A 21,639-nucleotide genomic window follows, 5' to 3' on the forward strand; every position below is an offset into this window, starting at 1 on the left:
TCGCGGCTACTCGCCGTCCGTCCAGTCGAAGACCGTTTCGAGGTCGTGGGGGACGTGGCCGCCGGCGGCGGTCGCGCGGTCGAGATACTCGTCGAGCGCCGACCGGAAGGACGGGGCTGCACACTCCCGGAGTTCACGCGCTCGCTCGCGAGGCGATAACCCACGCAGGTCCGCCACGCCGTGTTCGGTCACCACGACGTCGAGGTCGTGTTCCGTGTGGTCGACGTGGGGGACCATCGGGACGATACGCGACACCTCCCCGCCGGCCGCGGTCGAGGGGAGCGCGATAATCGACAGCGGGGCGTTTCTGGTGAAGTCGCCGCTCCCGCCGATGCCGCTGATGAGCCGCGATCCGTTCACGTTCGTCGAGTTGACGTGGCCGTAGAGGTCGACGCCGACGGCGCTGTTGATGGCGACGACGCCGAACCGGTCGATGAGCGACGCCCGATTCGACACGTCGCCGGGTCTGAGGAGCACGTCCTCGGCGTACCGGTCTGCCGACTCGAACAGCCGGGTCTGTCCCTCGGCCGACAGGGCGAGTGAGGTCGCGCTCGCGGCCTCGAGTTTCCCGTCGTCGAGCAGGTCGAGCAGGCCGTCCTGAATCACCTCGCCGTAGTAGATGAGGTCGCGGTCCCCGAGGTCGGCGTCGCCGATGGCACGCATGAGGGCGTTGCCGAGACTGCCGACGCCGAACTGGAGGCGGACGGACTCCTCGTACAGCGGCGAGCGGTCGACTTCCCGCTCCATGAACGAGCCGAGGTTGGCGGCGATTTCGAGGTCCGTCTCCGTCGGGTCGCGGAACTCATAGGGCACGTCCCGGCGGTCCGTCTCCACGACCGCGGACAGCTTCGCGGGGTCGAACTGGATTCTCGCGTCGCCGATGCGCTCGCCGGGGTGTGAGAGCGGAATCGGCTCGCGGTTCGGGGGGATTTCGGGTCGGTACACGTCGTGGAACTGTTCGAGCGCCCGCGGCTGTGCGGTGTTCACCTCGACGATGAGTTCGTCGGCGCTCTCGATGAACGCGGGCGTCAGCCCGAGCGAGGTGGACGGGACGAGCCAGTCTTCTCCGACGCTGACCGCCTCGACGACTGCGATATCGGGGTCGACCATCCCGCCGAACTGCACGTCGTCGCCGAGCGTCGAGATGTGGCGGTCGGCGAAGGCGACCTCGCCGGCGTTGATGGCCTCGCGAATGGCGTCGCGTGCCTGGAACGGGTAGCGGCGGGCCATCGCGTCGGCCTCGACGAGCGCCACGTCGATTTCCTCGCCGACGCTCCCGCCGCTGACGACCGCAAGCGAGAGGTCGCGCTCAGACTCGGCCAGCGTCTCCGGCACCAGCTTCGGGTAGCCGACGCTGCCGAAGCCGCTGACGAGCATCGTCGCGTCGTCGCCGACGTGTTCGCTCGCCGCCTCGGGGGAGGCGACCGGGAGGTCCCCCTCGGTTCGGGCCTCGAAGCTCACTCTTCGAGGTCCTCCGGCTGGGTGCCGATGCCCTCGGGCCAGCCGGTGGGCTGGGCGGCGCTCGGATCGGCGTGTTCGCGTTTCAGCACCATCGGTGTCCGCTCTAGGGAGAGCACGAGGTCGTCGTGTTGGTTGTACGCGCGGAGCTCGGTCGTCACCATGCCGACGTGGTCGCGGCTCTCGGATTCGCGCTTGTGGAGCACCTCGCTTTCGGCAAACAGCGTGTCGCCGTGGAAGACGGGCGCGTGGTGGCGGATGTCGTCGTAGCCGAGATTCGCCGTCGCGTTCGCCGACACGTCGATGACGCTCATCCCGACCGCGAGCGCGATGACGAAGGTGCCGTCGACGAGCCGCTCGCCGAACTCCGTCTCGGCGGCGTACGCCTCGTTGAAGTGCATCGGGTTCAGGTTCATCGAGAGGTTCGTGAACCAGACGTTGTCCGTCTCGGTGACGGTGCGACCGTACGGGTGTTTGTAGATGTCGCCGACCGCGAAGTCTTCGTAGTAGCGACCCTGCCAACCGGCTTCGAGTGTTCTCTCTGTCATTAGTATGAGCGTGGTAAGTCGAGTTCGTTCTCCGCGACGAAGTTCAGTACGAGTTCCTGCGTGATGGGGACGAGTCGGGTGAGCCGCGCCTCGCGGAGATACCGCTCCACGTCGTACTCGCGGGCAATCCCGAAGCCGCCGTGCGTCTGGACGGCGGCGTCCGCGGCGTCGAAGGCCGCGTCGGCAGCGAGATACTTCGCGACGTTTGCCCGTGCCCCGATTGCGGTCGCGTCACCGTCGCGCGCCACCGCGTCCGCGGCGCTGTACACCGTCTGTTTCGCTGCCGTCACACGCGCGTACGCCTCCGCGAGCGGGTGTTGTATCGCCTGATTCGCGCCGATCTTCCGGCCGAACACCTCGCGCTCGCTCGCGTACTCCGCGCCGGCCTCCAAGGCGAGTTCGCCCAGGCCGACACACTCGGCGGCGATGACGAGTCGCTCCTCGTTGAGCCCGTCGAGCATCTGATAGAAGCCGTTGCCCTCCTCGCCGATGAGCGCCGACTCGTCGACCCGGAGGTCATCGAGCCACAACTCGTAGGAGTGGACGGCGCGGCCGGCGGTCTTTTCGATTTGCTCGAGCGTGAGCGAGTCGGACTCGTAGGCGGCTTCGAGGTCGACGAGGAACATCGACAACCCCTTGGTCCGCTTGTCGACCGCCTCGCGGCGGGTCGTGCGCGCCATGAGGACGAGGTAGTCGCTGCGGTCGACGCGGGAAATCCAGATCTTCTGGCCGTTGATGACGTACTCGCCGTCCTCCTTCTCGGCCGTGGTGGTGATGCGCGTGGAGTCCGAGCCGGCGTTCGGCTCCGTCAGCCCGAACGCCTGTATCGAGGTGTCGCCCTCCGCGACCGCCGGCAGGAGCTCCGATTTCATCTCCTCGGTGCCGTACTTGACCAGCGGGACGGCGTTGTAGATTGCGCCGTGGACGGCCTGGGCGGCGCTGAATCCACCCCCGCCTGCGGCAATCTCCTCCATCATCACGACGGCTTCGGCCGTCGACATGCCGGCTCCGCCGTACTCCTCGGGGATGAGCGCGCCGAACCAGCCGTGGTCGGCGAGGCTGTCGGCGAACGCCTCCGGGTAGGTAGCGTTCTCGTCGTGCTCCCGCCAGTAGGCGGCGTCGAAGTCCGAGCAGATGTCCCGGATGGAGTCGCGGACGAGCCGCTGTTGCTCGCTCAACTGCACTGTGTCGCGCTGTATCATTCCGTGGGCAGTTCTCGCGTCAGTGACCGCTTAAACCATGCGGGTTCACACCACACTGCCGATATCATCGACGGCGGTGAGGTCGGTGAACATGTCGTACAGGCGGTCGGCCTCGGGCGGTTCGACCGCCCGCCGCGCGCAGTCGTCGAACTTCCGTTTTCGTCGGGCCGGCGAGAGCGGATTCGTGTGGACGCCCGGCGGATTCTCCTGTCGCCGCTCGACCGTGCCGTCGTCGGTCGTGACCCGGACCGTCGCCTCGTGGCTGTCGTACGGGAGCGACTCGTCCACGCTGAACGCGACGCGCTCGCGTAAGCCGGCGACCGTCTCGTCGGCCAGCGCGTCGGCTTCGAAGGCAGCGAGGTCGACCCGGTCGCGGGCCGCCGCACAGGCGACGGCGTGTTCCATCGAGAACTTCGCCTCCAGTCCCGTCTCCGGGTCGGGGTACGTGAGCGCGTCGCCGGCCCCGCCCGCCGCGGTCACTTCGATGTGGTCGATAGCTTCGGGGTCGATGTCGTCGGTGAGCGCCTGCGTCGCGGCGATGGCGGTGTGGGTGAAATAACAGCAGGGGTACGCTTTCGCGTGGATGCCCTCCGTGTCGAGTGCCCACTCGTCGCCGAAGCTGAACGCGCTTGCCGGCTCCGGCCCGTAGAGGTCCCAGAAGCCCTGGTCGCCCGACATCGCGGTCGCGGAGGTGGTCAGTCCCTCCGCAGCGAGCAGGGCGGCCGTCATCCCCGAGCGGGCACACAGCCCCGCGTGCAGCGGTTTCGTCATCGAGCCGAAGTTGCGTTTGGTGCCGGCCGGCATCGAGGCGGCGGCGTTGAGCGCGCGCTCGGCCGTCGCGGCGTCGAAATCGAGCAGCGAGGCCGCGGCCGCCGCCGCGCCGAAGGTGCCGAACGTGGCCGTGGCGTGCCAGCCGGCCTCGTAGTGGCTCGGGCTGATGGGACCGGCGACGGCACACTCGACCTCGAAGCCGACGGCGAAGGCCGTCACCAGCTCCCTCCCGGAGTGGTCGTCCGCGAGGGCGAACAGCGGCGGGACGAGGGTGACGCTCGGGTGGCCGTCGAGCGCCCACGAGAGGTCGTCGTAGTCGAGGGCGTGGGCGGCGGTGCCGACGCGGAGTGCCGCGCGCTCGGGGTCTTCGGTCCCGAGACCGAGCAGGGTTGCGGCGTCAGCGTCCTCGCCGATATCGTCGTGCTCGGCGGCGACAGCCCCCGCCCCTTCGACTGCGCCGGCGAGGGTCACGCCGACCGTATCGACGACCGCCCGCGTCACCGTCTCCGGCGCGTCGGCGGGGAGGTCCTCGTATGTCGTCTCGGCGACGAACTGCGCGAGCGCGTGCTCTGGTGTCGACATACACAGAGGGCACACGACGGGAGCAAAAAGGTCGCGCGCCCGAGCCGCGTTCGGAGAACGGACGGCTTACTACCCCCACTGCGCTAGCCACGGCGATGTCTGTCGCCCGAAGCGTCCGCCAGTCGCCCGCGGTCCTCGTCATCTTCGCGAGCACGCTCATCGCCGTGATGGGCGTCTCGCTCATCAGCCCCGCGCTTCCCGCCGTGCAGGACGCGCTCGGTATCACTGAATCGCAGGCGAGTCTCCTCCTGTCGGCGTTCACGCTCCCGGGCGTCGTGCTCACGATTCCACTCGGCATGCTCGCCGACCGCATCGGCCGCAAGCCGATTCTCGTCCCCTCGCTCGTCCTGTTTGGACTCTGTGGCAGCGGTATCGTCTTCGTCGAATCTGCTATCCCCATCTCCATTGGCCCCGTCGTCCTCGCCGAGGCGTTCCCGGTCATCCTCGGGCTTCGGGCGGTCCAAGGGGCCGCGAGCAGCGCCATCGCGATGGTCACGGTGACGCTCATCGGCGACAGCTTCGACGGCGACACGCGCCGGAAGCTCATCGGGACCAACGCCGCCATCCTCGCGTTCGGCGCAGCGGCGTACCCGCTGCTCGGCGGTGCACTCGCCACCATCGCGTGGACCGTCCCGTTCCTCTGTTTCGGTCTCGGTCTCGTCGTCGCAGTCCCCGGGCTGTTCGTGCTCTCGGAGCCGGACCGGAAAGCCGTCGAAGACGGCCAAGGGCTTCGCGCCTTCCTCACCGGTCCGACCTCGCTGCGGCCGTACGCCGTGCTCTATGCTGCGATTCTCGGCATCTTCGTCATCCTCTACGGCGCACAGCTGACGGCGGTGCCGTTCCTGCTCGACGACACCTACGGGCTGTCGTCGGCCGAAATCGGTCTCCTGCTCGGAGTTCCCGCGGTCGCGATGGGGACGACCGCCACCCAGACCGACCGCATCCTCGCTCGGCTCACCAGCTTCCAGTCCATCGCGCTCGGGTTTGTCGTGTACGGCGTCGGCATGGGCATCGTCGCGACCACGCAGTCGGTCGTCGTCTCCGGGTTCGGGCTTCTCCTGTTCGGCTTCGGACAGGGCTTTGCCGAACCGATTACCGACACCGCGCTCAACGAACTCGCGCCCGACGAGTTCCGCGGAAGCATCATGAGCGTCCGGACCAGCGTGCTCCGACTCGGGACGACCATCGGCCCGCCGCTGTGTACCGTCGCCGCGCTCCGGGTCGGCTACCGCCAGACCCTCCTCGTCGGCGGCGTCCTCGCGGGCGCGTTCGGTCTCTGCTGGCTCGCCGCGAGCTACCGGTGACGCTCTCCGTGCGTTCCCGTCGGCCGCCCGCAACACTCATTACTGACTGAACGTTCAGTACACATATGTTCGATTCGAGACGGCTCCCCCCGACGACGGCCGTGGAGGTGACACGCGCGTGAGCGGCGACCCGGACAGCCGCGAGCAGATTATGCAGGCGGCCTTCGAGGCGCTCGCGACCCACGGCTACGCCGACCTGACGGTCGCGCGCATCGCCGACGAGTTCACGAAGAGCAAGTCGCTGCTCTACTACCACTACGACGGAAAAGACGACATCCTGCGGTCGCTGCTCGACTACGCGACCGACCAGTTTCTCGCCACGCTCGACGCTGAGTCGACCGACGACCCGGCCGCGAATCTGCGCGAGTTCGTCGACCAACTGCTCCCCGAGTCGCCGAGCGAGGACGCACTCACCGGCCGTCGGGTCATCCTCGAACTCCGGGGCGAGGCGGTCGGCAACCCCGACTTCCGGGCGACGTTCACCGCGATGGACGACCGACTCCGCGACCGCGTCACCGCGGAAATCGAAGCCGGCGTCGAGCGGGGCCGGTTCGCGGTCGCGGACCCCGAGACGGCGGCGACCGACCTGACGATGCTGTTGAACGGTGCGCTGTTGGAGAGTGCGACGACCGACCACGACATCACCGAGCAGGCGCGTGCGACCCTCCACGCCCGCATCGACGCGCTCGCGGAGGGAGTGGATGAGTAGCTGCGACGTGAACGTCATCGAGGAGATATCCTGAAGCCCCCCACCGTGCTCGCCGGGCCAATCGTCCTCTCACAGCTGTTGCAGGTGGGTACAACCTCACAGACACGTCCTGGGTCGGCCAACTCGGCCAGGAGGCGGCGTCGGCGCTGCCGTACTCGTCGCCGCTGGTTTTCCTGATGGTGTCCGTCGCCGGCGACTGAACGACCGTTCAGATACTTCGGAACCGTTATACGCGCGGTGTTAGTAGAATAGTACAGACATGAGTAGCGCCGAGAGCGGACCGCTCACGAGGGGTCTCGCGTGAGCGTCGTAGACCGTATCGTCGACGGAATCTTAGACCACAGCCGGGCGGTCATCGCGGTGATGATTCTGCTGACGGTGGTCGTCGGCGCTGGCGCGCCGATGGTCGAACAGACCTCCTCGCTCGACCAGTTCCAGACCGACTCCGAGGCGGGCGAGAAGCTGGAGTATCTGGAGGAGAACTTCCAGACCGGCGACGAGAACACCACCTCCGCACAGATAATCATCCGCGACGACAACGTCTTGGACCGCGAGTCGCTGCTCGGGAGCATCGCGTACCAGCAGACGCTCCGGGCAAACGAGACGGTCAACGCGACGCTCACCGACTCGACGCCGACGGTCGGCATCTCGAACATCGTCGCCATCACGGCAATCAGCCAGGAGGAAGGCGAAGACGTCCAGCGACTCGCGACCGAGTTCCAACAGCTGAACCAGACGGTCACCGAGGAGCGCGCCGCGATCGAAGCGCGCAACGAGACGCTGACCGAGACGACCGGGCTGCTCCGTGAACGGCTCACGTTCCTGCGCGAGAACCCGGACGCCGACCCGGCGGCGGCCTTCGAGGAGGTCCGCGCGAACACGCCGGTCGAGTTCACGGAGGAGGACGGCCAGACGTTCGAGCAGGCCGCCCAACAGCTTCGACAGGCAGAGACGCAGGAAGAAGCCGAGCAGGCGTACACGCTCGGCACCCAGGGCGTCTTGAGCGACCAGTACGAGCAGCTCACCGAGCGCAGCGAGGACCTCGAAGCGACCGCCACAGAACTGGAGTCGGTCGGCGACCAGCTTCAGACCGAACGCGAGCAGTTCCAGAACGCGCAAAACGCCACGCTGACCGAGCAGTACGAGCAGCTGGAGTCGATGAACGGCAGCGACATCGAGTCGACCGTCGCGACCGTGCTCGGTGACGGCGGCGACGGCGGCGCGAACACGCGCGCGCTCGGCTTCATGCCGACCGACTTCGACACCGGTTCGACGAGCGCGGAGGCGACGATGCTGCTCGTTCGCCAGTCGAGCGACGCGCCCGCCGGCAACAACGCCGCGGCGTCCGACCCCGTCATCGACGCCCAACTCGCGATGCAGAGTCTCGGTGAGTCGGCCGACGGCGGCGAGTATCTCATCTTCGGGGCGGGTATCATCAGCGACGAAATCAACAGCTCGATGACGGATAGTCTCCTCATCGTCGGGCCGCTCGCGCTCATCTTCGTGATTATCGCGCTCGTGGTCGCCTACCGCGACGTGCTCGACATCCTGCTCGGCCTGCTCGGCATCGGCGGGGTGTTGGCGTGGACGTTCGGCTTCATGGGCTGGGCCGATATCTCGTTCAATCAGTTGATGATCGCGGTGCCGGTGTTGCTCATCGGGCTGAGCATCGACTACGCCATCCACATCTTCATGCGCCACCGCGAGGAGCGCGGCGAGGACGACACCCCGCGCGGCTCGATGCGCGTCGCGCTCGCGGGCGTCGGTATCGCGCTCGTCTACGTGACCGCGACGACCGTCATCGGCTTCCTGTCGAACCTGACGAGCCCGATTCCGCCGATTCGCGACTTCGGTGTCGTGAGCGCGTTCGGTATCACCGCGGCGCTCGCCATCTTCGGCATCCTGATGCCGGCGGTGAAGGCCGAACTCGACGAGGCGCTCGAAGCCCGCGGTATCGACCGCCGGAAACGCGCCTTCGGGACCGGCGGCGGTCGGTTCTCGGCTGCCCTCTCCGTCGGCGCGACCGCCGCACGCCGCGCGCCGTATCTCGTGCTCGTGCTCGTGTTACTCGTCAGCGCGGGCGGGGCCTACGGGGCGACGCAGGTGGACACCTCCTTCTCACAGGAGGACTTCCTCGCCGAGGAGCCGGCCGACTGGATGAAAGACCTGCCGGAGCCGTTCGCGCCCGGTGAGTACACCGCGAAGTCGAACCTGGAGTACGTCAACGAGAACTTCATCCGCGAGGACTCACAGGCGCAGATTCTCGTCGAGGGTGGCGTGACAGCAGACACCGTCCTCGAACGGGTCGACACCGCGGAAGAAGCCGCGGCCGACAAGGAGGTGACACAGACCCTCTCGAACGGCGACCCCGACGCCACGACGCCGCTGTCCGTGATGCGTGACGTGGCCGCCAGCGACGAGGCGTTCGCCGAGACCTTCGAGAGTGCTGACACCGACGGCGACGGCGTCCCCGACCGCAACGTCGAGGGCGTCTACGACGCGCTGTACGAGGCCGCTCCCGACGAGGCGAACAGCGTCATCTACCAGACCGACGACGGCGAGTACGAGGCGCTGCGGCTCGTCATCTCGGTGCAGGGTGGCGCGAGCGGCGACGCCATCCAGACCCAGATCGGCGAGGTCGCGACCGAACTGGACGGCAACGGACTGGAGTCGACCGCCACGGGCAGCGCCATCCTGAACAAAATCGTCCAGGACGAACTGCTCGATACGGTCATCAACAGTCTCATCATCACGCTGGCGGCGACGTTCGTCTTCCTGATGGCCGCCTACCGGCTCACGGAAGGGAGCGCGACGCTCGGCGCGGTGACGCTGTTGCCCGTCGCCCTCACCGTGACGTGGATTCTGGGGACGATGTATCTGCTCGACATCTCCTTCAACGTCCTGACGGGGATGATTACGAGCCTCACGGTGGGGCTTGGGGTCGCCTACAGCATCCACCTCTCCGAGCGGTACAATCAGGAGTTGGCTCGGACCGGTGACGTGTGGGACTCGATGGAACGGGCCGTCACGGGGACCGGCGGCGCGCTGCTTGGCTCTGCTGCGACGACCATCGGCGGCTTCGGCGTGCTCGTCTTCGCCATCCTGCCGCCGCTCCAGCAGTTCGGGCTCATCACCGGGATGACCATCCTCTATGCGTTCCTCGCGAGCGTGTTGGTGCTCCCGAGTCTGCTTGCCATCTGGACCCGGTTCGTCGGTCCGGCCGATATCGACGACGACTCGGCGGGTGACGCGGCGACGACGGCAGCCGCCGAGCAGACCGCGACCGGCGACCGAACCGGGACGCGGGATGTCGAACGCACCGTCGCCGCCCCCGGCGACAGCGTCCCGGTCACGGTCTCCGTGACCGGACTCGGTGGTCGCAGCGTCGTCCACGAGCGAAGCGACGCCCCGGTCACCTTCCACGACGCCACGCCCGTCCCGGTCGACACGGCGACGGCCGACGGCTCGCTGTACGTCGCCTTCGAGACCGACGCCGCGACCGTCGAGTACACGGTCGAGATACCGGCCGACGCGACCGACGGCGCGAGCTTCGACATCGAGGGTGAGGTACTCGCCGGCGACGAGACGACGACAGTCGAGGGCGAGACGACTATCCAGGTGATTCCGGACCTGTTCGAGCGTATCACCGTCGCGGGCGAGGTCTCGGACGCCGACCTCCGGCGGGCCGCAGACCAGTACGAGGCCGGCGACCTCTCGGAGACGCAGATGGATCGCATCTACCGCGCGTGGGTCCGGGGCGAACTCGCCGAGGAACAGTAAGATGAACGCCGACGGCGCGGTCGAGGCGCTCACCGACCTCGGCCTGTCGACGTACGCCGCCCGGACGTTCATCGGGCTACAACAGCTGGGCGTGGCGTCGGCGAGCGACATCGCCGCCGTCACGGACGTGCCGCGCTCGCAGGTGTACGGCGCGACGGACGAACTCGAAGCGCTTGGACTCGTGGACGTACAGGCCGGGTCGCCACAGCGCTACCGGTCGGTCGACCTCGACCGCGCCCACGAGATTCTCCGGTCGCGGCTCGAAACGACGACCGACCGCGCCTTCTCGTATCTGGAGTCGATTCAGGACGAACAGGAGCCGTCGGACGGACAGGAGGCAATCTGGACGACCGAAGGAGCCGACAGCATCGCCGCCCGCGTCGCCGCGCTCGCAGACGACGCCGGCGGACGCATCTTCTTCGCGACGAGCCAGCCGCGGCTCATCGACGGGAACGTGCTCGACGCGCTTGTCGCCGCCGACGCCCGTGGCGTCGACGTCATCGTCGCGAGCGCCGACGACGAGGTGCGGACGCTCGTCGCCGAGGCCGGGATTCCGGTCGAGGCGGTCGGCCGCGACGACGAACTCGAAATCAGTATCGGGCGCGTCTTCGTCGCCGACGGCTCGACGGTGCTGTTGAGCGTGTTGCCGACCGCCGAAATCCCGCACGTCGAGCGGGAGGCTGCCTTCTGGAGCGTCGATACCGGCTTCGCGATGATTCTCGCCGGGCTGGTGCGCGAGCAGTTCGCCGACGCCTGACGCTCCGTCCTACCCGTCCAGCGGCTGGAAGCCGAACGCCCCGTCCGCGCCGAGTCGACCCCCGGCGACAGCAAGCAGGGTGTGGGTCACCAGACAGGCGACGAACGCAATCGTCCCCAGCTTCCCGCCGAAGCCCGCGAGCACGGGGACGGCGGCGGCAAACAGTACTCCCGTCACCACGCCCGCGAGCGCGACGCTCGCCACGCTCGGGAGCCGGCCGGAGTGGCTCATCCCGGTAAACGAGCCGCAGAAGGCTGCCGCGGCGAGTAGCGTCGTTCCGGGGACGACCAGCGAGACGCCACCCGCGAGGATGCCGACGACGCTCGACCCGAAGACGGGGCCGAGTCCACGCAGGCGCGCGAGCAGATACGCCGCCACCGCGCCGGCGGTCGCCGTCGCGAGACTCCCGAGGACGACGGCGGTGCCCGGTGTCGTCACCGCGTCCGGACCGGAGCCGCTGGCGAGGACGGCCACGCCACAGCCGACGAACGCGGTCGTCCCGAGCTTTCCACCGAACCCGTTGAACGCGCGCTGGGCCGCGATGAAGACGACGCCGGCGACGACACTCGCGGCCAGCAGCGCCCCCCACGAGAGCACGCTCGCGGTCGCCATCCCGACGAACGTGCCACAGTAGGCCGGTGCCTCGTACTGCTGGACGAACAGATGCGCGAGCAGGCCGACGACCCCGGAGCCGACGACAACCCCGACGCCGGTCTGTGCCACGAGCCGGGTCGCCGGCCCGGCGACGAGTATCGAGGCGAGAAAGCCGGCGTCGGTTCGCGTCAGGACGAGCGGCGGCTCACCGACGACGTGGGTCGCGAGTTCACGACCGAAGGCGTACGGGACGGCCAGTCCGGCGACAGCGCCGACCGCAAGTCCGACGCCCCCGTGGCCGACGAGGTGCCGGCCGGCGGCCGCGCCGCTGGCGAGGACCAGCCCCGTCGCTGCGACCGCGAGCATCGCAGTCCCAGTCGCCTGCGTCGTCGGACGCACGCCGGTCGTTTACCGTCGGCGAGCATGACCGTTGTGACTCCGGACCCACAGCGCCTTATACCGTCCCGGAGACAGTAGGGGCGTGACGCTCGCGACCGCCGCCGAGACGCTGCTGTCCAGCCCGCCGACGGACCTGCTTCGCCTCTCCGTCGTCCCCGTCTTCTTGTGGGCTGCCTACCGGGATATTCAGACCCGCCGCGTCCGGGACGAACTCTGGGCACCGCTCCTCCTGCTCGGCGTCGTCGCGCTCGCCGTCGACGGACTCGCCGCCGTCGCCGTCGGCGGGCCGCGACTCCAACTGTTCGGGATTCATCTCGCGGTCTCGCTCGGCATCGTCGCCCCCCTCGGCTACGTGTTCTGGCAACTCGGCGGCTTCGGCGGGGCCGACGCGAAGGCGATTATCGTGCTCGCGCTCGTCTTTCCGGAGTTTCCGGTGTATCTACTCGCGAACGGGAGTTTCCCGCTCACGGAGACGCCCCTCGGCGTCTTCTCGATGACCGTCCTCTCGAACGCGGTGCTCGTGGGACTGGTCTCGCCGCTGCTGCTCGCGGCGCGGAATCTACTTTCCGGTCGTATCTCCCTTGCCATGTTCGTCGGCCGACCTGCACGCGTCCCCGAGGTAGCCAACGAATACGGAAGCCTGCTCGAAACGCCGGAAGGACTGACGCGGCGTGGGCTCGACCTCGACGCCCTCCGGATGTATCTGCGGTGGCGACGGCTGACGCTCGCGGACATCAGACGCGACCCCGATTGCTACCGGAATCCGGCCTCGCTCACCGACGAGACCGGGGAACCGACGGACGGGGCACTCGCCGCCGGGCCGGACGTGACCGACGGCTCGCTCCCCGGGTCGGACGCCCCCGCCCCTGTCGTGCGACCAACCGACCCCGACGACCCGTGGGGCGCGGCGGCGTTCCTCGCGGCTATCGACTCCAGCGCCTACGGCACGACGCCAGAACAGCTGCGTGCCGGCCTCGACGTGCTCGCCGAACGCGACACCGTGTGGCTCACGCCCGGCCTCCCGTTCATCGTCCCGATAGCTGTCGGGCTGGTGGTCGGACTCGTCTACGGCGACCTGCTGTACGCGTTGCTCGCGTTCGTCGGACTGGCACCGTAAAAACGGAGTTGCGCCGTTAGGCCTCGACTTCCGCCGGCTCGTCGCGTTCGTCGTCCTCGGCTTCCAGCGACTGGAGCGCTTCGACTGCAGCCTGTTTGTACTCCCCGAGCGGGAGGTCGTACTGCTCGTCGGCCATGCTGCCGTACTCGTTGCCCTCGGCGTCGAACCGCTCGATGCGGTCGAGCGTCCGGTCTGCCGTCTCGACGACCCAGCGGTCGCGCGTCTCGGCGTCCACGACGTTGATGGACTCGGGCCGGACGGAGACGTTCACGTCACCGTCGTCCGTCTCGAACGTCCGCGGCTTGCCGACGACGGCGACGTACGCCGGCGGCTCGATGTCGCGTAAGGCGCTCGCCGCCTCGGGCTGGTACTGCCCGGCGTAGGTGAAGAAGGTCCCCGTCGGGTCGACGATGCGGCCGCGCCAGTACTCCGAGTCCTCGCCGATGTCCTCGGTTTCGGTGAGGGTGCCGACGATGAACACGCGGTTGGCGCGCTCGCCCGTCGGGAGGAGCGCGTACACCGGTGCGCGCTCGTCGTCTGATTCCTTGAACGTGTAACTGGCGTCGTTGTACTCGTGTGCGAACGCGCGGCGCGCGACCTCGCGGGTTGGTATCGAAGACATCTACATCGACCTCGCGCGGATGAGTGTTGCCTCGGCATCCGCGCCACCGAGCTGTTCCATCTCGTTCGCCAGCACGTACCGGCCGAAGGTCGGGCCGGTCACGCGGTAGTAGCGCCCGACGATTTCCGCGGCCATCTCGTCGGCCACGACCGTCGTGTCGAGCGCGTCCATCGCCATCTGCTTGGCCTCCTCGAGACCGGTGCCGGTGAGCCGCTCGGTCGCCTCCTTGTCGAAGATGACCTCGTGCACCTCGTCACCGTCGTCGAGGACGCCCTTGATGCGAAGGTCGAACTCGCCGTCGACCTCGCCGTGTTCACTACAGCGGCCGTTCTGGAGCACGCGCGTACAGCCCTCTTCCGGACACCGCTTGATGAGCCCGCTGCCGGACTGCATATCCACGAGCGCACCCTCGACGCTCACGTCGTCGTCGCCGACCTCGATTTCCTCGTCGAGTTCCGTGATCGAGGTCGTGCGATTCAGCTTCACCGAGTAGTTGCCGTTGTACTCGTCGGTGACGACGTTGCCGAGCGCGTACGACGCACCCTCGGTCAGCTCGGGCAGCTCGCTCGTCTCGAAGGCGACGAACTTGATGGTGCCCGACTCGTCGCCGAGCAGTCCCACCTGCGAGATGCTCTCGGAGCGTGGTTCCCACAGGTCCGCGACCGTCACCCGCAGGTCGACCCACTGTTCGTCCTCGGCGATGTCGGCGACCTCGACCGTCTCGTTGCCGCCGCCACCGAGGTCGTCTCGATCCATCCCCGTCTCGTCTAGATAGTTCGAGACGACGGAGCGGCGCGCCTCGTCGGCCGGGATGCGGTACTCGTTGACGAGGGTGTCGAGTCGCTCCTCGATTTCCTCGACGCTCACGTCGAGTTGGTCTGAAAACTGCTCGTGTATCTCCTTGGCGTGTTGTGTAACACTCATGGCTTGCTCTGTCTCCGCGTGTTTTCAGTGGGAGACGTACGACGGTTGGTGCCCGATGGTATTTAAATTGTGCCTACCGGGGTGAAAGTGAAACTACTCCACGATCTGCTCGCTGCCGGGCCACTCGTCGGCCAACAGCCCGTAGCGAACGTCGTCGACGACTCCACCCTCGAACCGGTAGTGGTCGCGCGCGACTCCCTCCTGCGTGAAGCCGAGTCGGTCGAGGAGTCGCCGGGAGTTGTCGTTCGGGCCGAGATGCTGGGCGCGTACCCGCCGCAGTCCGTGCTCGCCGAAGGCGTAATCGAGGAGGAGTGCACACGCCTCTATCGCGTACCCCTCGCCGTGGTGGTCGGGGTGGAGCCACGCGCCGAGGTTCGCCCAGCCGTGTTCGTCACTGATTGGACCGAGCGAGACGTTGCCGACGCGCGTCCCCCCGTCACAGACGACGAGGCTCACGCCCTCGGTGCGGTGTTTCTCGAACGTCTCGCGCTCGTACTCGGTCTTCGAGACGGGGCCGTCGAAGCTGTTGATGTAGCGGCGTACCTCGGGGTGGTTCGTCGCCTCGTGGAAGAACTCGAGGTCGTCGTCCTCGACGGTCCGGAGGTCGATGCGGTCGGTGGAGAGATACACTGGGCCTGCCATTGGTCGTCTGCCGGCGGACGAGACAAAAGCGTTCGTCGGGCGTGTGGCCCGTTCACGCGCCGACGGATTCTACTGGCCAGCGTCCGATGTGTGGGTATGAGCAACAGACGCCGACTCGCGCGGCTGCTCCGGTCGAAGCTCCGTGCTGCGGGCACGGAGTACGAACGCGCGAAAGGCGAGTACGCCGCCGGGAAGGCGAACCTCCCGACCGACGAGCAGGGGAACGCCCGACTCGTCTGTCGCCGCCACGCAGAGAAACGCGCCGTCCCACTCGACGGCGACGTGCCGCGGTGTTTCGACGCCGACCACCCCGATTGCGAGGGGTGTCTCGCGGATATCCGCGAGGGCTGCGTCGAGACGTGGTGAGCTACGAGCCCCAGAAGTCCTCGCGGCTGCCCAGCCGCTCGCGCTGTGCCCGTCCGCCCGTCTCCTCCTCGTCGTCCTCGTCGCTCGCGTCGGCGTCCTCGCCGTCGTCGCCCTCCTCCTCCTCCTCGTCTTCTTCCAGTTCCAGCCGTTCGAGTTCCTCGCCGCGCGCGAAGTTGTCGAGCACCTTCGTAATCTTGACCCGCGAGCGCGCCTCCGGCAGAATGCCGTCGACCATGACGATGAAGCCGTCTTCGGTGCGGCCGACGCCCGCTCCGGATTCGTGGATGTCGTCGACCGTGATGACGACCTCCTCGCCCGGCTCGACGGGCTGTTGTTTCAGTTCGTTAATCGGCTGACTGTAGTGGTTGCACCACTCGGCCCCGCCGCGGTCACCGTAGTGCGTACACCCCATCCCTTCGATTCGCTCCTGAAACTGGGGACACTGGTCAGCGAGTGGGCATCCGGACATACCACGTGCCTACGCAGGGTGCGAGTAAACGTTTGTGGGTCACCGCCGGGACGCAACGCTTTCGCACGCCACCCTCCAACGCACGCTATGTCACGCCGTGGTGAGCCGGTTCCAGAGGCCGCGCCGTTGGTCGGTCTCGTTCTCGCGTTTGGTATCGCCGGCTTCGGGGCGCTCTTTGGAACTGCCGAGACGCGGCTCGTCGCGGTCGCCGCCGCGCTGGTCGTCCTCTACGGCTTCACCGCCGTCGGCATCGTGCGCTCGGGCGACCCGGCCGACGCCATCCCGCCGACCCCCGCGCTCGTCGCCGGTGGCGTCCTCGCCGTCGTGCTCGCCGGCTACGGGCTCGCCACCTCGTCACCGTCGCTCGCGCTCGCCGTCGCGGCCGTCGCGGCCGTTCCGACCGCCCTCTATCACGCCCGCTACGGCGAGCCGATGAACCCACTCGACCCCGAACTCACGCTTCTGGCGGTCGGTGGACTCGCCGCGCTCGTCGCCGGGCTCGGATTACTCACCGGGCAGGGACCAATCGGATTGGCGACGGCTGTCGCGCTCGTGCTCGCCGGCTTGGACTACCGTCGCCAGCGCGGCGGCCCGCTCTCGGATACGGCCCGGACGCGGGTCGTCGCCGGGCTGTTCGGCGGGACGCTCCTCGGGATTCTCGGCGGGATTGCCGCGGGCGAGCCGACGCTCGGACTCGTCGCCGGCAGCGTCTGTCTCCTCCTCGGTGCGTTCTTCGCAGTTGGACGGTAAAACGAGAAAAGACTCCTACGCGACCGGGGTTCGCTCGACAACCGTGCCATCGCACCTTTTTGCTGTTCGGGTGCGCTCCGCGCACCACTCCCCGGTAAAATCTGCACCAAAACAGCAGCCGAGCCTCCCGTCGGTCGGCTCGGTAAAACGTTCCTCCGTTCGGCGTACGCTCGTTACGCGACCGGCGTTCGCTCGACGACCGTCCCGTCGTAGGTCGGATACTGCTCGACGATTTCGCCCTCCTCCACGTCGCCCTCCTCGACCATCTCCTCGAGCAGCCACCACGCGAGTTCGACGTGGTCGGACTTGACGGTGTAGAACTCCTCGGGGACGCCGAGGTCGGCCAGTCGCTCCTCGGTCTCCCACGTCTTGCCGTAGACGAGCGTGCCGTCGTCGGTCACCTCGTCGAACTCGCGCCGGAGATTGCGGGCCATCCGCTTCAGCCGCGAGCGGTGTTGTGCGGCGTCTTTGAACACGCTCGTACAGAAGTACACCTTCTCGTGGTCGCCCATCGTTTCGAGGATGTCGTGGCTCCCCTCGACCGCGCTCATGTGGCCGTCCTTCAGCTCGAAGCCCTCCTCCTGCATCCGGCGGTAGTTCCCGTCGGACATCTCGAACTCGTTGATGTTACAGAAGTCGGCCGCCCCCTCGTCGAGGAACTCGAGGAACTCCTCTTCCGCGCGGATGCCCGGAATCTCGAAGGCGGGAGTCAGGCCCTCCTCGCGGGCGATGTAGAGAATCTCCTCCCACTCGGTGCCGTGGAGGTCGCCCCACTGCTCGTACGGCGGGTGGAAGCGAATCTCGTCGAGTCCGGCCTCCGAGAGGCGGCGCATGTTCTCGCGGCCACCCGTGATACCCGTGTAGAGGTGGGTGTGGTGGTCCTCGCCGAACTCGTCTTTCAGCAGGCGGAGATACCGGCAGGTCTTCTCCATCACCTCCTGGGGTTCACCGCCCGTGATGGAGGTGCCGAGCGCGTCCATCAGATTCGCCTCGGCGATGATGTCCTCGTCGGATTCGACGGGGCGTTCGTTCGCGTACGTCTGGGTGACGTTCTTCCGGTTCTCGCCGAGCGGGCAGTAAAAGCAGTCGCGCTGGTCGCAGTAGCCGTACACGAACAGCACCATCTTGCCGCCTTTCGCACACTGCTCACAGCCCTTCGAAATCATCTGTTGTCCCGTCTTACCCACGCAAACGCAAAAGTCGTGCGTTCACGAGCTCCCCCGAAGAGGGGTACCGTGGGTGCCACCCCGAAGAGAGTTAACGCGGGAGGCTGTACCCACCGACAATGCTGCTGGTGTTGTGTGTGGACCTCGACGACGACCTCGGTCGCAAGACCGGCTTCGAGACGCCGGTCACCGGACGCGACGCCGTCGAGGAGAGCGCCGTCGCGCTCGCCACCGCCGACCCAGAAGACTCCGACGTGAACGTCATCTTCGAGGGGGTCCACCTCTACGACGAACTCGCCGCCGAGGGCGAATCCGTCGAGGTGGCCGTCGTCACCGGCGAGGCCGCCGGCGACGTGGCCGCCAACCGCAAGGTCGGCAACGAAATCGACCGCATCCTCGCCTCGCTCCAGACCGGCGAGGACGTGCGGGCGGTCGTCGTCACCGACGGCGCACAGGACGAATCTGTCATCCCCGTGATTCGATCGCGGGTCCCCATCGACTCCGTGCGCCGGGTCGTCGTCCGCCAGGCACAGGACCTCGAGTCGATGTACTACACGTTCAAGCAGGTGCTCGACGACCCCGAGACGCGAGGGACGATTCTCGTCCCGCTGGGCATCCTGCTGCTCGTGTATCCGGCGGCCGTCATCGCGAACGTGCTCGATTTGCCGGGGTCGGCGCTGGGACTCGGCTCCGCGCTGTTGGGGCTGTACGTGCTCTTTCGGGGCCTCGGTCTGGAGGAGTCGGTCGACGCCGTCGCCGAGCGACTCCGCACTGCCCTCTACACCGGCCGGGTGACGCTCGTGACGAGCGTCGTCGCGCTCGCGCTCGTCGCCGTCGCCGCCGTCCGCGGTGACGCGTCGCTCGCGCTCCACTCGGCGGACGGTCCGGGTGCACCTTTAGAGACGGTCGCCGCGGTCGCGTACGGCGCGGTCGCGTGGATTGCGGCCGCCGGACTCGTGGCCGCGTTCGGCCGGATCACCGACGAGTACCTGGCCGACAGCTTCCACTGGCGGTATCTGAACGCTCCCTTCTACGTCATCGCGATTGCGGTCATCGTCCGGGCGCTGTCGGCGTATCTGCTCGGCTTAGAGTTCGCGACGCTCCCGTATCTGGCCGCCGCGCTCACGGGCGGCACGCTGCTTGCGGTGTCGAGCACGCTCGCCTTCGCGGTCGCGGAGTCGCGACTCTCGCCCAAACAGCCGTCGACCGACTGACCCCGTCGATTTAGTTGTTCGGTGACGAACACGAGATATGGACCCGAACACGCGCGTCGACAGCGGACTCGCGCCGCTGCTGGGTGGTCGGGCGCTCACCTTCCCCAAGGGGAGCGTCGTCGCGCTCGTCGGCCCGCCGGAGTCGCCCACCGACTCCGTCCTCGCGCAGGCGGCCGCCGCGCGCTCGACCACCTACTACACGACGAAACGCGCTCCCAAGTGGACGGCAGAGACCATCGCGGCCTCGACCGAGTACCCGCTCGACGTGCGTGTCGAGGGGATCTGTCACGCGCCGCGGGTCAGTCCCGTGCGGCTCTGCCGCGAGTACGGCGACCCGCCGCAGTACGACGAACTCGACACGACGCCACCGGAGGCCAGCGAGGCCGAAGACGACAGATTCGAGACGCTCTCCGCCCGGCTGCTCGCCCACGACGGCGACGACACCGGGACCCTCGTCGTCGACGACTTCACCGACTACACCGACGGGACGCGCCGGTGTCTCTCGCTGTTGGACACGATTCGCTCGGTGACGGAGTCGCTCACGTGGCTCCACGTCGTCCACCCGACGCAGGACCACCCTCACGCCGAGGCCGTCATCACGGCCGCCGACGCCGTCTGCTGGGTCGAGCGCAACCGCAACGACGAGGCCAAACTCGCCGTTCCGCGACGCCGCGGCGCGGCCCCGGTCACCGACGCCGTCTCCCTCTCGTTTTAGCGCTCGCGCACGACGACGAACTCCGCGAGGTCGCGCAGATAGCCGAGCGCCTGTGATTCGTCCGCGCCGGTGGCATCGAGCGCGTCCAGCGCCGCGTCCGCACGGTCGCGCGCCAGTTCGTTTGCCGTCTCCGGGTCCACGTCGGTCACCTGCACGAGCGACGGTCGCTCCATCTCCTCGTCCTGGCCGGTCGGCTTCCCCAGCTCCTCGGGATCGGCCGTCGCGTCGAGCACGTCGTCGCGAATCTGGAAGGCGACGCCGACGCGCTCGGCGTAGTCGCCGAAGGCCGTGACCGTCTCTGGCTCCGCGTCCGCCGCAATCGCGCCCACCTCCGCGGCCGCACGGAACAGCGCCCCCGTCTTCCGGCGCGCGAGGTTCATGTACTCCGCCTGTGTCGTCGGCTGTGCCACGAGCTCCGTCGCCTCTCCCTCGCCGAGTTCGACCATCGCCTCCGAGACGACGCGCATCGCCCGTTCGTCCTCGGAAAAGAGACTGAACGCCTCCCCGAGTAGCCCGTCCGAGGCGATGATGGCGGAGCCGTGACCGTACTCGGCGTGTGCCGCCGTGACGCCGCGCCGGACGGGAGACTCGTCGATGATGTCGTCGACGACGAGCGAGGCGTTGTGGACGAGTTCGATACCGACGCCGAAATCGACCGCCTCGTTGCCGTCGCCGCCCGCAGCCTCACACACCAGCATCGCGAGCGTCGGGCGGACACGCTTTCCGCCCGACAGGGAGACGTGTTCGACCTGTTCGCGCAGCGCCGCCGGCTCGACCGTGTCGAGCACCGCTTCGAGTCGGTTCTCGACGCGCTCGCGACGCTGCTCCAGATACTCCATTGCGTCTCGATAGGAGCGTCCCGTGCAAGTAGGTGACGGAACCGCCCGATAGCGACGGTAGCTTTTCGGCCGAGCCGTGTCACCTGTGTGCATGGACATCGCCGTCATCTCCGACAGCCACATCCCGACCCGCGAGCCCGAGATTCCCGCCCCGTTCCGCGAGCGCATCGCCGCCGCCGACCACACGATTCACGCCGGCGACTTCGAGACTCGCGACGTGCTCGATGACCTTCGTGACCTCGCCGCCGACCTCACGGCCGTCTACGGCAACATCGACCCCAACGACATCGGGCTGCCTGCCGTCGCCGATCTCCGCGCCGAGGGCGTCCACCTCGTCGTCAGCCACGGCACGCTGAATCCGGTCGAAGCGGCAGTCCACCAGACCGACGCCACCACTATCGGGAGTGGTCCGGAGGCGTACCGTGCGGCTATCGCCGACACCGCTCGCGTTCGTGCCCGCGCGTGGACGAGCGCGGATACCGTCGTCGGCATCGGCGGCCACATCCACGAGGTCGTCGACGAGGAGTTCGAGGGGATTCGCGTGCTCAATCCCGGGTCCGTGACTGGTGCCGACCCTGCCGAGGGGCCGACGATGTTGACGCTCACGCTCGACGCCGGCGACGTGGACGTGACTCTCCACGAACTCTGAACTCGCTGTTTCTGTTTGTTTTACGCCAGACGCAACTCACGCCAGCGACGCGACTCACGACC

21 protein-coding genes are annotated in these 21,639 nt (G+C 67.9%); 10 read left to right on the plus strand and 11 right to left on the minus strand.

Going from position 1 to position 21,639, the window contains the following annotated elements; all coding sequences use genetic code 11:
• Positions 1–6: 6 nt before the first annotated feature.
• From DM818_RS07695 to DM818_RS07710, 4 genes are read right to left on the minus strand one after another with little or no spacing between them, the layout of a single operon-like run.
• A complete protein-coding gene (locus DM818_RS07695; RefSeq protein WP_075937314.1) occupies positions 7–1,461 on the minus strand; it encodes an acetyl-CoA hydrolase/transferase C-terminal domain-containing protein in 1,455 nt (484 codons plus the stop codon).
• Positions 1,458–2,006 (minus strand): MaoC family dehydratase, encoded by a 549-nt coding sequence (locus DM818_RS07700; RefSeq protein ID WP_143823801.1) that lies wholly within the window; start codon positions 2,004–2,006, stop codon positions 1,458–1,460. The genes DM818_RS07695 and DM818_RS07700 overlap by 4 nt, the downstream gene beginning before the upstream one ends.
• Positions 2,006–3,208, minus strand: a complete 1,203-nt coding sequence (locus tag DM818_RS07705) for an acyl-CoA dehydrogenase family protein (protein WP_075937312.1) — start codon at positions 3,206–3,208, stop codon at positions 2,006–2,008. The genes DM818_RS07700 and DM818_RS07705 overlap by 1 nt, the downstream gene beginning before the upstream one ends.
• Positions 3,209–3,253: 45 nt before the next feature.
• Positions 3,254–4,561 carry an MmgE/PrpD family protein gene (locus DM818_RS07710; RefSeq protein ID WP_153952517.1) on the minus strand — a complete coding sequence of 436 codons (1,308 nt, stop codon included), beginning with the start codon at positions 4,559–4,561 and terminating at the stop codon, positions 3,254–3,256.
• Positions 4,562–4,656: 95 nt separating this feature from the next.
• On the opposite strand from DM818_RS07710, the gene DM818_RS07715 reads away from it, so the two are divergent.
• From DM818_RS07715 to DM818_RS07730, 4 genes are all read left to right on the plus strand, one after another.
• A complete protein-coding gene (locus DM818_RS07715; RefSeq protein WP_075937310.1) occupies positions 4,657–5,865 on the plus strand; it encodes an MFS transporter in 1,209 nt (402 codons plus the stop codon).
• Between the two features lie 118 nt (positions 5,866–5,983).
• Positions 5,984–6,574: a TetR/AcrR family transcriptional regulator gene (locus DM818_RS07720; RefSeq protein ID WP_153952518.1), complete on the plus strand. Its 591-nt coding sequence runs from the start codon at positions 5,984–5,986 to the stop codon at positions 6,572–6,574.
• A gap of 300 nt (positions 6,575–6,874) precedes the next feature.
• A complete protein-coding gene (locus DM818_RS07725) occupies positions 6,875–10,354 on the plus strand; it encodes an efflux RND transporter permease subunit (RefSeq protein WP_075937309.1) in 3,480 nt (1,159 codons plus the stop codon).
• A gap of 1 nt (position 10,355) precedes the next feature.
• Positions 10,356–11,111 (plus strand): TrmB family transcriptional regulator, encoded by a 756-nt coding sequence (locus tag DM818_RS07730; RefSeq protein ID WP_075937308.1) that lies wholly within the window; start codon positions 10,356–10,358, stop codon positions 11,109–11,111.
• 9 nt (positions 11,112–11,120) lie between these two features.
• Here DM818_RS07730 and DM818_RS07735 read toward each other — a convergent pair whose 3' ends face one another.
• Positions 11,121–12,104 carry a hypothetical protein gene (locus DM818_RS07735; RefSeq protein WP_079988897.1) on the minus strand — a complete coding sequence of 328 codons (984 nt, stop codon included), beginning with the start codon at positions 12,102–12,104 and terminating at the stop codon, positions 11,121–11,123.
• A gap of 109 nt (positions 12,105–12,213) precedes the next feature.
• Between DM818_RS07735 and DM818_RS07740 the strand changes: the two genes are divergently transcribed.
• Positions 12,214–13,221: an A24 family peptidase gene (locus DM818_RS07740; RefSeq protein ID WP_075938421.1), complete on the plus strand. Its 1,008-nt coding sequence runs from the start codon at positions 12,214–12,216 to the stop codon at positions 13,219–13,221.
• A 16-nt stretch (positions 13,222–13,237) separates the two neighbouring features.
• Here the strand turns inward: DM818_RS07740 and DM818_RS07745 are convergent, their stop codons facing one another.
• The 3 genes from DM818_RS07745 to DM818_RS07755 form a co-directional block, all read right to left on the minus strand.
• A complete protein-coding gene (locus DM818_RS07745) occupies positions 13,238–13,843 on the minus strand; it encodes an RPA family protein (RefSeq protein ID WP_075937307.1) in 606 nt (201 codons plus the stop codon).
• A complete protein-coding gene (locus tag DM818_RS07750; protein ID WP_075937306.1) occupies positions 13,844–14,767 on the minus strand; it encodes a replication factor A in 924 nt (307 codons plus the stop codon).
• Between the two features lie 93 nt (positions 14,768–14,860).
• The gene (locus tag DM818_RS07755; protein WP_075937305.1) at positions 14,861–15,409 is read right to left on the minus strand and encodes a GNAT family N-acetyltransferase; all 549 of its coding nucleotides are present in this window, start codon (positions 15,407–15,409) and stop codon (positions 14,861–14,863) included.
• A gap of 96 nt (positions 15,410–15,505) precedes the next feature.
• Between DM818_RS07755 and DM818_RS07760 the strand changes: the two genes are divergently transcribed.
• Positions 15,506–15,775, plus strand: a complete 270-nt coding sequence (locus DM818_RS07760) for a DUF7091 family protein (protein ID WP_075937304.1) — start codon at positions 15,506–15,508, stop codon at positions 15,773–15,775.
• Between the two features lies 1 nt (position 15,776).
• On the opposite strand, the gene DM818_RS07765 is transcribed toward DM818_RS07760, so the two are convergent.
• Entirely contained in the window at positions 15,777–16,244 is a 468-nt protein-coding gene (locus tag DM818_RS07765) for a TRAM domain-containing protein (RefSeq protein ID WP_075937303.1), read from the minus strand.
• Positions 16,245–16,331: 87 nt separating this feature from the next.
• Between DM818_RS07765 and DM818_RS07770 the strand changes: the two genes are divergently transcribed.
• The gene (locus DM818_RS07770; protein ID WP_075937302.1) at positions 16,332–16,994 is read left to right on the plus strand and encodes a hypothetical protein; all 663 of its coding nucleotides are present in this window, start codon (positions 16,332–16,334) and stop codon (positions 16,992–16,994) included.
• Positions 16,995–17,167: 173 nt separating this feature from the next.
• On the opposite strand, the gene DM818_RS07775 is transcribed toward DM818_RS07770, so the two are convergent.
• Positions 17,168–18,160 (minus strand): radical SAM protein, encoded by a 993-nt coding sequence (locus DM818_RS07775; protein WP_075937301.1) that lies wholly within the window; start codon positions 18,158–18,160, stop codon positions 17,168–17,170.
• A 119-nt stretch (positions 18,161–18,279) separates the two neighbouring features.
• Between DM818_RS07775 and DM818_RS07780 the strand changes: the two genes are divergently transcribed.
• Both DM818_RS07780 and DM818_RS07785 read left to right on the plus strand, forming a co-directional pair.
• A complete protein-coding gene (locus DM818_RS07780) occupies positions 18,280–19,374 on the plus strand; it encodes a DUF373 family protein (RefSeq protein WP_075937300.1) in 1,095 nt (364 codons plus the stop codon).
• Between the two features lie 37 nt (positions 19,375–19,411).
• Positions 19,412–20,089 (plus strand): hypothetical protein, encoded by a 678-nt coding sequence (locus tag DM818_RS07785; RefSeq protein ID WP_075937299.1) that lies wholly within the window; start codon positions 19,412–19,414, stop codon positions 20,087–20,089.
• On the opposite strand, the gene DM818_RS07790 is transcribed toward DM818_RS07785, so the two are convergent.
• The gene (locus tag DM818_RS07790; RefSeq protein ID WP_075937298.1) at positions 20,086–20,928 is read right to left on the minus strand and encodes a polyprenyl synthetase family protein; all 843 of its coding nucleotides are present in this window, start codon (positions 20,926–20,928) and stop codon (positions 20,086–20,088) included. The two genes, DM818_RS07785 and DM818_RS07790, sit on opposite strands and share 4 nt — an antisense overlap.
• A 91-nt stretch (positions 20,929–21,019) precedes the next feature.
• Between DM818_RS07790 and DM818_RS07795 the strand changes: the two genes are divergently transcribed.
• Positions 21,020–21,577 carry a metallophosphoesterase family protein gene (locus tag DM818_RS07795; protein ID WP_075937297.1) on the plus strand — a complete coding sequence of 186 codons (558 nt, stop codon included), beginning with the start codon at positions 21,020–21,022 and terminating at the stop codon, positions 21,575–21,577.
• The last annotated feature ends 62 nt before the right edge of the window (positions 21,578–21,639 follow it).

The organism is Halosegnis longus (assembly GCF_009663395.1).
Taxonomy (GTDB): Archaea; Halobacteriota; Halobacteria; order Halobacteriales; family Haloarculaceae; genus Halosegnis; species Halosegnis longus.